General features: G+C 36.6%; 12 protein-coding genes. 10 read left to right on the top strand and 2 right to left on the bottom strand.

Annotation, left to right across the window (positions count from 1 at the left end; translation table 11 throughout):
• Positions 1-149 precede the first annotated feature (149 nt).
• The 7 genes from IFO69_RS19125 to IFO69_RS19095 all read left to right on the top strand — a co-directional run bounded on the left by IFO69_RS19125 (position 150) and on the right by IFO69_RS19095 (position 8,785).
• Complete coding sequence (locus tag IFO69_RS19125) at positions 150-869, top strand: HEPN domain-containing protein (protein WP_192011740.1); 720 nt, start codon at positions 150-152, stop codon at positions 867-869.
• A 128-nt stretch (positions 870-997) separates the two neighbouring features.
• A complete protein-coding gene (locus tag IFO69_RS21665; RefSeq protein ID WP_225444212.1) occupies positions 998-1,141 on the top strand; it encodes a hypothetical protein in 144 nt (47 codons plus the stop codon).
• Positions 1,142-1,394: 253 nt separating this feature from the next.
• Entirely contained in the window at positions 1,395-3,572 is a 2,178-nt protein-coding gene (locus IFO69_RS19115; protein WP_192011738.1) for an AAA family ATPase, read from the top strand.
• Positions 3,573-3,904: 332 nt separating this feature from the next.
• Positions 3,905-5,578, top strand: a complete 1,674-nt coding sequence (locus tag IFO69_RS19110) for an ATP-dependent nuclease (RefSeq protein WP_192011737.1) — start codon at positions 3,905-3,907, stop codon at positions 5,576-5,578.
• A 212-nt stretch (positions 5,579-5,790) separates the two neighbouring features.
• Positions 5,791-6,483: a hypothetical protein gene (locus IFO69_RS19105; RefSeq protein WP_192011736.1), complete on the top strand. Its 693-nt coding sequence runs from the start codon at positions 5,791-5,793 to the stop codon at positions 6,481-6,483.
• 156 nt (positions 6,484-6,639) lie between these two features.
• On the top strand, positions 6,640-6,996 hold the full coding sequence (locus IFO69_RS19100) for a hypothetical protein (RefSeq protein ID WP_192011735.1): 357 nt from the start codon (positions 6,640-6,642) through the stop codon (positions 6,994-6,996).
• Positions 6,997-7,714: 718 nt separating this feature from the next.
• Entirely contained in the window at positions 7,715-8,785 is a 1,071-nt protein-coding gene (locus IFO69_RS19095) for an SIR2 family protein (protein WP_192011734.1), read from the top strand.
• Positions 8,786-8,832: 47 nt separating this feature from the next.
• Here IFO69_RS19095 and IFO69_RS19090 read toward each other — a convergent pair whose 3' ends face one another.
• The gene (locus IFO69_RS19090) at positions 8,833-10,047 is read right to left on the bottom strand and encodes a hypothetical protein (RefSeq protein WP_192011733.1); all 1,215 of its coding nucleotides are present in this window, start codon (positions 10,045-10,047) and stop codon (positions 8,833-8,835) included.
• Between the two features lie 310 nt (positions 10,048-10,357).
• Here IFO69_RS19090 and IFO69_RS19085 point away from each other — a divergent pair, with 310 nt between their 5' ends.
• Genes IFO69_RS19085 through IFO69_RS19075 form a run of 3 tightly spaced genes read left to right on the top strand, consistent with a single transcriptional unit; the run spans position 10,358 to position 12,155 of the window.
• Positions 10,358-10,864 carry an adenine nucleotide alpha hydrolase family protein gene (locus IFO69_RS19085; protein ID WP_192011732.1) on the top strand — a complete coding sequence of 169 codons (507 nt, stop codon included), beginning with the start codon at positions 10,358-10,360 and terminating at the stop codon, positions 10,862-10,864.
• A gap of 11 nt (positions 10,865-10,875) precedes the next feature.
• Positions 10,876-11,352: a hypothetical protein gene (locus IFO69_RS19080; protein WP_192011731.1), complete on the top strand. Its 477-nt coding sequence runs from the start codon at positions 10,876-10,878 to the stop codon at positions 11,350-11,352.
• Between the two features lie 2 nt (positions 11,353-11,354).
• Positions 11,355-12,155 carry a YoaK family protein gene (locus IFO69_RS19075; protein ID WP_192011730.1) on the top strand — a complete coding sequence of 267 codons (801 nt, stop codon included), beginning with the start codon at positions 11,355-11,357 and terminating at the stop codon, positions 12,153-12,155.
• A gap of 126 nt (positions 12,156-12,281) precedes the next feature.
• On the opposite strand, the gene IFO69_RS19070 is transcribed toward IFO69_RS19075, so the two are convergent.
• Positions 12,282-13,061 carry a hypothetical protein gene (locus IFO69_RS19070; RefSeq protein WP_192011729.1) on the bottom strand — a complete coding sequence of 260 codons (780 nt, stop codon included), beginning with the start codon at positions 13,059-13,061 and terminating at the stop codon, positions 12,282-12,284.
• Positions 13,062-13,458: the final 397 nt, after the last annotated feature.

The following is a 13,458-nucleotide window of genomic DNA, read 5'->3' as shown; positions in this document are numbered from 1 at the left end:
ATGAAAGACAAATGCCCATAGCACTTCACCGGCTTCGTTCAACTATGTTTTAAACGCAATCTTGATTGTCTTAAGAAAATAGTTTATTTTTTTGACTAGATTACGTTTAAAACACTTTGCGTTGTACACAATTAGTGCAAATGAATTAGATGAAAGAAAAACAAACCGAAGGAGGAAAAACAGACGAAGTTGATAATCCGAATGTCAGCGCAATTTCAGCGTCTTCTGGTGGTGATTATAAATCCATATCACCATTTGAAGTCTTTGAAAAATGTATAATTCGTGCTGAGAATCTCATATCTGTCCATGATTCAACCGAAAATATTGAAGAAATTTCTGACGAACATTATTGTGATTGTTACCGTGCGGCAGTGGTGCTTTCAATTTCTGCACTTGACGCATTTGTACGGAAGGTTGTTGTTTCTGAAATAAGAAAGATTTTATCAAAGACTGATAAACCAATTAACCCAGAACTAACTGATTATATTAAAAACCTTTTAAACCAAGATAAGCTTCTCGAAGCTGCCAGAAAATATAATCTACTTGATAAAGTGGAAGAGGCAGTCAAAGTAGATTTTGAAACAAAATCCTTCCAGGGTGAATGGAAAATAACTCAATACCTCAAAATGGTTGGATATAAGGACATCTTTTCCGAGGTATCAGTAAAAGCAGACATAAATGAAAAAAATCTCAAACGGAAGTTAAATGTTTTCACAAACCGAAGACATATTATTGCCCATAGTGGGGACTATGACCTTAACCAAACCCCTCACAAGGAAAATGACATTGATAAAAAATACGCTAAGGAGTGTATACATATCGTCCGCTTATTTGCATCAAAGATTAACGAAATATTAGATAACAAATGAAACGAGCATACATAATTTCGTACGATCTAAATTCACCTGGTAAGAATTATGAAAGTGTACTCACTGCGCTTAAATCTGTTGGATCATGGGCTAGACTCGGAGGTTCTGCATATATAGTAATTTCAACGATGACAGCAGCTCAAATTCGTGATAAAATAATGAATGTAATGGATAACAACGATCAACTTTTTGTGGGTGTGGTTAAAGCTCCAGCAGCATGGTTTGGACTTGGAGATGAAGTATCAAATTGGCTAAAAAACAACTTGGACTAAACTGTGTACAACAGGCACTAAAATGAATATGCGAACTGAGCCATCTGAAAAGGTAATGCAAACCAGACACTTCAGTGCTTCTAGCAACCGGGACGCATACTCATTTTAGCTGGTCGGTGGGCAACATACAAAAAGCCCACCGCACACACGGGCACATTTGGGTTTTGCCGACACGCAATGCCAACGCTGAAAACCAAAAGAGCCTGTTTTTGCCAACGCTCGGAGAAACAATGAACAAAATAGATTTTATAAAATGGTAACTAAACTTAATAACTTCACACTTAAGTCTTTTGTTGGATACACAAATCCCAATGATTTACTTTTTCGTGCAAAGAACATTCTATTTGGCTACAATGGTAAGGGGAAAAGTTCTATTGCGATTGGTATTAAAAACGAATTTCTGAAAGATATTACCAAGAAGCCTGAAAATCTTAGAATTTTTGATAGAGATTACATTTCAAATTCATTATTACTTGAAAATTCGGAAGGTAAAATAAAAGGCGTTGAAGCTAGTTTTGGCAAAGGTGGCGTTGATATAGAAAACAAGATTAAAGAACTTGAAAAGCTAATTATTAAAGAAGATGAAATAGAAAAAATTGACACAGGTATCGCCAAATCCCGTAAAGATATTAGAACTGAAATAGACAAAATTCACGATAGGCGAAAAGGTGAAGCTAATATTCAAAAAAAGTCTAGAGAGGAATCTGTTGAGCGAGTCATTGAACTTTACAAAAAAGATTTTCGAGATGCCAAAAAAATTGAAGTCAATGAAGAAAAATTGATAAAGATTAATGGTGATAATGCAATTGAGAAACAAATTGCACAAAATGAGAATTTAAGACCATTAAACTTTTCAAAAATTCAAACACCTTTAATCGAAGAAGTAAAAGCAATATTTACAGAAGAATTTGGAGAAGATATTTCTATCCCAGAATTTGAAGTTGTTCAATGGATTGAATCTGGTTTGAAACTTCACAAGGAAGGAGACAACTGTAAATTCTGCGATGGCACATTAGATTTTTTGGATGTCAAATCGAAAATAGCCGAATTTAAAGAAAACAAACGTCATAAGGCAACTGAAAAATTGAAGCAATTCAGAGAACAACTTCAAAACCTTTTAGAGAGTATCAAAATTATTGAGAAAGAATCTAAAACTTATTCCACCAACATTGGAATTGAAATTGAGCAACATTTTACTGCGATTTCAGCAAAGAAAAGCACTATTGAATCTCTTGTAGATTCGTGTCAATCGAAAATTGATAAAATTGAAACTCAAGAAACTTTTGACTTTAAACTCTTAGCTGAAACTTTGAAAGTGGTTGAAGAATCAATATCAGGTATCTCTAAGAGCAAAAACGAACAATTACTAGAGTTAAGAAAGAAACAAAACAATCTGACCACTCTAGTAAAAGGTGCAATTGGCTTGGAAATAATAAAATCAATCACGATACAAGATAGACTAAAGGATGTTAAAGAAAAGGAGTTTTCGCTCAAAGAAAAGCGTGACAACAACAAGCAGAAGCAACAAGAAATTCAAGATTTAAAGCAACAAAAAAGTCTTACAAAAGATTTTGCCGACTTTGTTTCTCAAATTCTGAATGACATAAATATTTCATTAAAGGTTGATCTTGATACTGATAACAAAAATTATATTATCAAAAGTACCAACGAAAATGCTACACTTACAATAAAGGATATAAGCGAAGGCGAAAAGAATCTCTTAGCCTTATTTTTTTTCTATTACGAACTTTTTGCTGACAACAAACAACAGAGCCTAAAATCAGAAATTGATCTTATTATAGTGGACGACCCAATTTCAAGTATGGATGATTCAAATAAGTTTTACATTTTGGAACTTATGAAAAACCTTTTGGAACTCTCAAATAAACAAACCTTTGTAATGACCCATTCTTGGGATGATTATTGTAATTTATCCTATGGCAAAAAAGCTTGGGATGACAGAAAAGACAAAGATGGCAATAAAGTTGAATCAAAATTTGCAACGTTTGAAATAAGAAAAACTAATGGAAAGAGTGAGTTATCACAACTAAAAAACATTGAAAAACCATACAAATATCTTTTCAAAGAAATCTTTGAATTTTCAGAAAAAAGAGAAGATGACCTTAAAACAGATTGTCAAATTTATCATTATCCAAATGTGATGCGAAGGGTTTTTGAAGAATGGTATGGTTTTAAAATTGGCAAAGATTTGAACTTAACAAGCTCCCAACAAGACAGGATTATAAATGACCTAGCAATTAAAGATAATGCAGAAAAAACTAAACTTGGACTATTACTAAAGGTCTGCAATATTTTATCCCATTCTATTAATGGCTCAAAAAACCCACAGGAAATTCACCAATCTGCAAAATATTTGATGAAACTAATAGCAGCCAATGACAAACTTCATTTTAACAATATGAAGAATTAAGATGAAAGGAAAAGCCAACTCATACAGCCACATAAATTGCCAAGCCGCTCAAAGCCAAAGCTCAAAATAAAGCTTGCCAATAAGTGTGTCTGACTCAGCGCAAGGACAGAAAAAGAAAAAGTACGATTGCCCAACATTGGCTTCCATGCATAGCTTCCTAACGTCAGCTACGACATCATACACAGACCGTTGCTAGAAATCCCCATATATTACATTTACTTTCAAGGCTAACGGTTAATAGCCTATAATACCTTAGAAATAGTTTTGTGGAATTGTAATTTTAAAAAGTAATTAATTGTATTTTTCAAGACGTTAGTCAGAATTAGATTAGAATGATAAAAGATATTAAAATACAATTTGGTTCTCATCCAGCTGGAGAAAAACTGCTTATAGAAACATCTCCTGTAACTGTATTCGTTGGACCAAATAATTCAGGAAAAAGTAAACTTTTGACTGAGATTCAGCAATTCAGTCAGCACGGAGTTAAGAATCATACATTCAAACTAATTGATGACATCAGTTTCAATGAACTCAGCGAAGAACAAAGGGCTAAAGAAATAGAAAGTCACACTCTATCTCCAAATGCAAATGAACAAATAGATCAAGGCAGAATACTTTTTGGAGATGGTCGTACAAGAAATCAAATTAATGAGCAACTACCTAATCAGATATTGACAAACCCAAATGGCCATAAGAATAATTTTTGCACATACTATCTGTCATATAAAACTCTAAAACTTGATGCACTCAATAGGATTTCCCTGATAAATCAGCGGCCGCTTGGAGATTTACAATCTTCGCCATCAAACAATTTAGCTATTCTATTCAAAGATGATGATAAACGTTTAGAAGTAAGAAGAATTATTGAAGATGCATTTGGATTATATTTTGTTCTAGACCCAACAAATGCTGGTCAATTAAGAATTAGGCTTTCTAAAACTGCACCTGAAAATCATCAAGTGGAAAGGGGACTTCATCAAGAGGCGGTTGATTTCCATAAAGAGGCACTTGAAATCACACAAGCGAGTGATGGTGTTAAGGCATTCACAGGTATAATAACATCAATAGTTGCTGGAAGTCCTAAAGTCACCATTCTCGATGAGCCAGAGGCATTTCTTCATCCATCTTTGTCCTCTAAGCTTGGTAAGGAAATAGCTACTTCTGCTAAAATTGATTTGAATAGACTATTTGTTTCCACGCATAGTTCCAACTTTCTTATGGGATGTATTCAAAGTGGAGCTTCCATCAACATTGTCCGTCTAACCTATTCGAATGAAGTTGGTACAGCACGTTTGTTGGATAAAGAAAAAATAAGTACTCTTATGAAGGATCCTTTACTGCGTTCTACTGGAGTACTTAATGCGCTGTTCTATAAGCATGTAATTGTAACGGAAGGAGATTCAGATAGAGCTTTCTATCAAGAAATAAATGAACGGCTTTTAGAGTTTGATTCTGAAAATGGGATTGATAATTGTCTTTTTATCAATGCTGTTGGTAAAGATACAATATGGAAAATTGTAAAACCACTCAGAGAAATGGGTATTCCTGCAGTTGGAATTTATGATATTGATATTCTGAAAAATGAGGGAAGTAACTGGACTAATGCACTTAAGTCTTCTTTTGTTCCTGACATAAGCCACCAACCTTTAGGTCAGACTAGGAGTTTACTTAAGAACAAATTTTCAGAACTTAGTATTAACATGAAAACTGATGGTGGTGTAAATGCATTACCTCATGAGGAAAAAGAAGCAGCGAATAATTTGTTTAGTCAATTAGAGGAGTATGGAATATTTACCGTTAGAACTGGTGAGGTCGAGCATTGGCTACAAAACCTTGGTGTAACAGCCAATAAGTCTGTATGGCTTCCTCAAATGTTTGAAAAGATGGGTTCTGACCCTGATGACCCAAGTTTTGTAAAACCCACTCGGGATGATGATGTCTGGGAATTTGTCGGTCGAATAAACTCATGGATGTCGAACGAATCACGAAAGGGAATACCAAAATAAAAGCCCATAACAAGGTGTACTACAGTACATGCCTTTAGGAATACGTACCATACACAGAGCGTTAATCCCCCATATATTAAAAACATTTACTTTTAGAGCAAACGGTTCATAGCCTGATATTGCTTAATAATAACATGGAGGAATTGTGATTTTAAAAGGTAACTAATAGTATTTTTCAAGACGTAAGTCAGAACCCAGAGAAAAGACTACATATGAGAAAGATTATTTTGATTTTAATAGGACTACTATTGACCATTGACTTATCCGCACAGTCAAATAGGAAAGTTATTAAATTAACGGGGACTATTTCGGACAAATATCCTATAGTAATGACCCTGACTATTGAAAATGAGAGTGTACTTGGTTTTTATTATTACGAAAAATACAAGACCAAAATTCTGCTAGAAGGTCAATTGATAGATAATGAACTTACATTAAAGGAATCTCCTGATTATGAATCTGAATTTAAAACTGGATTCATAGGAGAAATAACTGATTCTATTTTTATTGGAAAGTGGGTTGACAAGACTAAAGCCAAAACACTAAAATGTGAATTAGTAATCCAGTCAGACAAGCAGATAAAATTGACAAAGGATATCTCACGAATTGAAGGCACTTATGAAAGTTTGTTTAACTCAGAAAAATATATGGGTTCTATTGACTTGAAAAACATCGATGGAGAACTATTTTGTTTTGAAATATCAAACGGGACAGAGTCTGGCTGTATAGGATTCTTAAAAGGACTTGTAGAATTAAAAGATTTAAGGAATGGGATATTTTCAACAGAACTATGCGAAAAACTAGAATTTAATCTTTTGGACAACGAATTGGTTGTTAAAGAAAGCAACTGTGATTTTCATGGAATGCGATGTCCATTTGAGGGAAAATATAAGAAGAATGAATAAAGGGCAGCCCACAAAAACTAAGCATTCGTGTGGCCGGAACGGCCGAACCTTCCAAAGTGGAAAGGCAGGTCTGAATGCAATGTTGAACCAGTGGTGTTGGGAAAGGAATAATTATAGGAAAGCTTTTTCGCTTTGTTTATTTTTGGCCGTTTGGGCTTGAAAAAGCGCATTACTTTTGGTACTTGTATAAATGGTAGCAGGAGGCATGGTATGGCTTATGGGGGGGCAGTTTTGATGTCTTCCTTTAGGTTTTGGACAGACTTGCTCCTTCGGGATAAGTATTATCATACACAGAACGTTGTGGTGCATGCTCTACGAGATGCTGAAAACATGAAAACCAAGATAAAATACTGGAGGATATTTAATTTTCATCTTCTAGAATTGACAGATAATGTTGGTACCAAAAATGCTAATGGTATAGGGGGTACGAGAGCACCGTTGATTTTGACCCCATTTTTATTGATTACAGTATTTTTGGTTCTATATGGTTTACTGTTGGATATAACGGTTTGATTTGTGCCATTCTTTTCGGTCAAACTGTGCCAGCCCTTTCGGTTTAAACCGTGCCATTTCCAGTACGGATTTCGGTTCTACCGGGTATCACCCTCGATAGAAGAAGGGAACTTTGATCTTTTACCTAAAGAAACATATCGCCCCAATCTCCTTAGCTATACCTTCCCGTCTTACTACCTACAACTCCCTATTAGTTCTTAGTCTACCTTTACTCTCATTTGGGGGAAAACAGAATATTCTTCGGATCACTCAGGGATCTCCTTCGGATCACCTTCGGATCAAGCTCGGAAATACCCGAGGGAAATCCGAAGATAATTTGGGTAAGTTCCTTGGTTGATCCCGAGATGGGTAAACGTAAATACCTGACTGACCCAAGGTAAATGCTTTACTTACTGGGATCTATTATAAGTGAGTGGTGCCTTAACCTGCATTATATATTGCTACAGCATGGTAATTAAGTTAGTGGAATGGATAGTGCAGGGGATGAAATTTTGCTGTAAAGGATATCATATCCATTTTTTGAATAGGAATTCCCACAGCATTTGAAAGCTTAATAAAAGACAATTTGATAAAACTGGTTGATTTTTAAGTGATTAAAACTTATAGTCGTGTTTTTATGATCTGTTTTTAGTAAATTAATAAGTGTTTCGAAAAACCACTTTTGGGGAGGTAGTAGCAAATAATCAGCTGTTTTGTAGATTTTATCTTAACTAGACCCATGAATATTACTGATGTAATTATTACAGGGGCGGGAGCTTCGGCAGCAGAAGGTATTCCCATTCAATCCCAACTGTTTAAGAAATTCTGGGTTAGGAATTCAGAAAGCTTATTAAAGGTCCGTTCCATTCAGAACAAGGACCAACTCCGGGCTTTTGATATCGTTTTGGATAATATTGATCGGTATTTGCAAAGATTTTTTAATGTTGACGTACTCTCTATCCAAGATGACAAAGTCCAGTTTCCCACCTTTGAAGAAGCTTTAGGCATTTTGGACCTGGCATTGACTTATGGAGAGGAATTTGAAGATTCTTCGGAGGGTGATATTAAAACAATTCAATCTGACCTTATATTTCTGATTGCTAAAAGTATATTGCAGGAAATGCCGAATTCTCCTCAATGTCATGTGAAATTAGTAGATGAACTTTTTAGGATGGGACGCCTTCAATCTACTGCCTTTTTGACAACAAACTATGATCTTTTATTGGATGATGCCTTGATCCAAAAAGTAGGTTCTGGAAATTTAGATTACCGAGTAGTTCTTCTTAGAAATGATGAGTCATATGTCATCGGAAATGAGTCAATTACTTTGTTGAAGCTTCATGGTTCATTAGACTGGATATATTGCCCAAGCAGTAAGACCCTTATTAAAGAATCGGTTGAACGCATTATTCCGAATGATTCTATGACCCCTTTCTTTGAATGTGCCAATATTCCACGTCCCGTGATTATTCCTCCAAGTTTTATTAAATCACTTTCAAATTTCTACATACAACAAATTTGGATGGAAGCAGAAAAAATCATTCGTGATGCGGAACGACTTATTTTTTGTGGGTATTCATTTCCTGATGCAGATTTGAACTTCAAATACCTCCTTAAAAGGTCTCAGCTTGGAAGTAAAACGCTAAGGGAAGTAGTTGTGATTAACAACCATCAAGGAAAGGCAGCTTCGGTACTAGCTGAGGAATCAAATCGTTATCGTCGTTTTTTTGGTCCTGGAATCAATGTTAAATTTAGCGATTGGAGTTTCGGAGATTTTGCCAACAACCCTTCCATCATTGATAGGAATTAAACTATATGTATATCTCCTATTTTACCAGAAATGAGCAAACAACGTATTTAAAATCTAAAGCTGTCTAATAGCATTTTTTTGTCTAATCCTGTAATTTCTGAAGGCAAAACAAAGTGCGTGGGGTTCATAATAGCTATAATTCGTAGTTGAGGAGTAGTCAGTCTTGACCCCAATAAGGTCCTAGCTTTTGATATGTCACCTTGAGCATCCGAAACTGCCTTCTCAAATTCTGAGATTGGGGCTAATCCAATTTCATCTATTGATGATTTAAAAAATTCTCTTAAATCATTTTTCCATTGCTCTTCTCGATTGAGTTGTTCTTCCATAAAATTTTTCATCTTTCGATCTCTTAGTTCTTGCTCGCGCCCTTCTTCTAACAGCTCTCGTATTCTTGTCCTAAAAGCTTTTTGCTGCACCAGATGATTGGCTTTTTCAGCCTCAGCATTCTGCTGCAATACTAAATACCTTCTTCTGGCTCTTTCAATATCCTCATCTATGGAAATTTTATAAATTGCTTTCTGAACTTTGATTTCGACTCGAGCATTTTCGTCGTCGAATATAATATCCCAAAGCTTTGAGAAATCCTCAAAAGTGTAATCCTCATTCCCAAAATTTTCTCGTAGTCTTGCAATCAAGCTCGGCACATCAATAGCTATTGATGCCGTGATGAGATGAGAGAAAAAATCGTCCCCAAATAGCTCTGTTCCGGCTAATGCTCGTCCTACTATTGATGTTTCAACCTGTGAAGGATCTTTTGGGAATAAGTAACCATTGCCTGGCATTCCCGCGATCATGCAATCAACATCACCATTAATAGTTGCTATGGGGACTCCCCCTGAGGAGGGCATTTTGATCTTGCCAGAAAATACGGCATCAGAAATTACAAAAGCGTCTGTTTCCTTTTTTTCATTCTTGGTTTCATAGTTAACACTAATAAGCTCAAATAAGAAATTCTCTATTCTTGCCTCTTTAACTGTTCGCCAAATGTCGCTACCTAATTCCCCAAGTTTCTTCGATATTCTTCTCCACGTTTCTGGTGCCCCAATGTCAGGCCAGGTGTCCTTTACAAATTCATATGCATCCCATACTATATCTCTAATTGCGACAATCTCCAAGACTATTTGAAAATCGTCCTCGTAGTCGGCAGTAGTTATGTGGGTTCGGAAGAATTCACCATCTCGTTTAACATCGACTTCAGAATCGTTTTCAACTAAACTATTCGCAATGTCGATTTCACCCTTCAATACCTTTATTTTAGCCATGATTCAATTTGCTTTAATTGTTTTGTATGTTTTCGGTAGATGGCATTCTGAGTATAAGTGATATTTTAACTTCTGGGCAAGGTTATTAAAAACCTTGTTGTAAAAATATACTTATAATATAGTAGTCCTATGCCTAAATTATATATTTACAATAAGTTACAAAAAAAGTAGTTTTAAAAACACTTAATATTGAACTTTTCATAGTTTACCCTGTAAATTAGAGCAAATTCTAATCTGATCTTAATCTCATCTTTAAGTCATTTTAATGGACTGGGTATAATTTTGTCCATATCCTTAAAAAAGTGGCTATATGAAGACAAAGACCATCCTTATTCCGACTGATTTTTCTGTAAAATCCTTAAATATCGTCAAATCAGCTTTAAGTATTAACGACGATTGTGAGTTGGAAATCCTTTTGGTGCATGGCATCTATCTGCCGGACTCCATGACGGACCTTTTGCTCTTTTCTAAAAAGAAACTCTTGCAGGACCTGGAGACTGCTGAGTTTAGGGCCAGCTGCCAGATGATTGCCAGCAAATATGAAAGCCGCTTACTGGAGCTTTCTTTGGATATTTTTTCCGGGTATAATCAAAGTGCTTTTGAAAACTACCTGGAGGCCAATCAGATCGATGAGATCTATGCGCCGACAGACCATGCCTTTAAGCCACGCCACAAGAACAGCTTTGACATGATGCCTTTTATCCACCGTTCCACCACCAATTTGGTGAAAGTGAAGCGGATGGAAGTAGGGGAGAACTTCCGCCAAGAACGCAATGAGCTCTCCGGTCTTTTTTTCAGTGAATTGTCATCCCTCTAAACCAATCGCTTATGAAAGTTACATTGATCTACTTAGGCATCTTTATCCTCCTGATGGGCGGGGTGTTCAGCCTGATGGCCAATGACCAGAGTCCCAGTGAAAAACTGCTGGGAGACTGGGAAGAGGTCTCTTGGGAGTATGAGAAACTGGATGCGGCCCAAGGAGAAGAGGAGTGGACACTTTCCAAAAGCATCACACAGCAATTAAAACAGGAAATCAGCCAAGAGTTGGCCATTCATAAGGCAGAAACTTGGAGTTTCTTTCCCGATGGCAAGATCAGCCTGGAAGGGAAAAATGGTAAAGCCTCCACATTGTCCTGGACATTGAAGGGGAGGGGACATGTCCTCAAGCTTTTTGGCCACGCGGATAGTGTGGAGCACTATCAGATCCAGAAGTTGACCGATGATACCATGGAGATCCATTTCAATACGGATTTGCAGGCCAGGGGAATCATCAAAATGACATTTAAGAAAATCAATCATTCGTAAAGATGCTGAGCAAGTATAGCAACAGTCGGACCTTAGGGGATAATATCAAGTTGGGCGCCTTGACGGCCTTTTCTGCCGGGATGGTCAATGTGATCTCGGTCATTATCTTCTTTGCGTTTACGTCGAATGTCACCGGACACTATGCGGTGTTGGCGGAGGAAATCGCCAAGGGGAATTGGTACCAGGCAGGGGTGGTGGCCTCCTGGATTTTGCTGTTCTTTTTTGGAGGTTTCACTGCCAACCTTATCATTATCAATTTCAACAAAACCTACACCTACCTGGCCCATGCGGTGCCCATTATCCTGGAAATCATTTGTTTGCTGATTGTGGGCAGCTATATCCAGTTTTATTACCAGGAAACCTTGGTGGAAACGGAGATTTTGGTGGGCTTGATGCTTTTTGCCATGGGGATCCAAAATGGGTTGACAGCCAGCATTTCCAATTCAGCCGTGAAGACCACCCACTTGACGGGTTTGACCACCGATCTGGGCATGCTGTTTTCGATGTTTACCAAGAAGGAATATCGGGAAAACAAAGCCCTAAGAGGGAAAGCCAAAATACAAATGGCCATCATGACTTCCTACCTGTCTGGCGGGGTTGCGGCTGGCTTGGTTTACCTTAACATCGGGTACAATGTATTCTATATCGTGTGCCTGTTTTTGTTGGTGGTGATCGGATATGATTTTTACAAGCTAAAAGTGTCGATGTATATGAGTGCGCGACAGCCTTTTTTACGGATCCAGTACCTGTCCGGTATGCATCGGAACAGGAAAAGAAAAAGAAAAGACCTACAAAATGCCTAAAGTAACCGATAGTGGTTTAATGTTTAAGTAGTAGTGTGGAAAGGGGCTGTCTGATTTGGGACAGTCTCTTTTTTATTGGTTGAAGGATTTAATGGGTTCCTTTGAAAAAATATAACCACCTTCTAATCAGTAATAATAATATTCAGAACGGTTTACTTGCTGAAAACCGAAATAGGGATCGAATACCTCTTGAGCAGAAAGATTACCTGACTGGTCATAATAGTATCGAAATGCATCTTGAAAATTCCCTTCCTCACTACCTCTTTCACCTGACTTCTTAGCTATTAAATGATGCTCTGAATATTCATAAACCAATAAATCCACTTTGGTGTCTTCTTGCCCCATATTGGAGGTCCATTCACTGGCTATTCGATTAGCATCGTTGTAAGTATACAATTGTAATTCTGTACCGTTTTCATAGGGATATTCCACCCTTTCCAGTTTATCAAAGGAGTCATAGACATAACGTGCCAATAATTTACGGGGCTGGTCGGTAGTTTCCACAAATAACTCCCTCAAAAGTCCATTAGAATCATAAAAATATTCCCTGGTTGATTGCCAAATGGGTTGATGGTTGGAGAAGTTAAAATAATGGGAAATTTGAATTTCAGCATTTTCAAAGTAGTTCAATCCAATGCCAACTGTATCTTCATTTTGATCTTGAATTATGTGAATAGTAACATCACCTGTTGATGGATAGAGTATACTTCTTGTCGAATGTATTTTATCGGAATTACCTCCATAGGTAATGACTTTAAATAATTCACCAGATGGTTCAATGACTGGTTTATCCAATAATTCCAAGAGTTCTATTTCCTTTGCACCGGTTAAAGGTTCGTTTTCCTGCATGGTTTCGCAACCTAAGAAAACAGTAATGACAACGAATAGTAAACCATTGTTTCTCATTGATTTATAGTTTTCATTAAGTTAGAATAACTTACGTTTAAATGCAAAAGAGAGTGTTTATCATTATCTATAAGCCCCATCAACCACCACCAAACCGAATGCTCTAAAGGCCGATAGATAGAAGTTTAGTAAATATTTCGTTCCTCCGTGGGTAGAATCAAATTAACGGATAGTTATTTTGGTTTATTAAAAATTACGAATAGACACAGACCAGTCTTTCTGTATGATGTGTAAGTGTTTGATTATCAAATCACCATAGGTCTGTGTCCATCCTTTTAATCTGTGGCTTATAATAACCTTAGGCGGTGATGGATAAATAAAATTGATTTATCCATTTTCTCACGCAGCTGAAATATTGCTTGATACCATAATGAACTACCCCGAGGCAGAGCCTCGA

It is taken from the genome of Echinicola arenosa, assembly GCF_014841125.1.
Taxonomy (GTDB): domain Bacteria; phylum Bacteroidota; class Bacteroidia; order Cytophagales; family Cyclobacteriaceae; genus Echinicola; species Echinicola arenosa.
The sequence above is the reverse complement of the archived record's forward strand: the minus strand, read 5'-3'. Positions and strand labels throughout refer to the sequence as shown.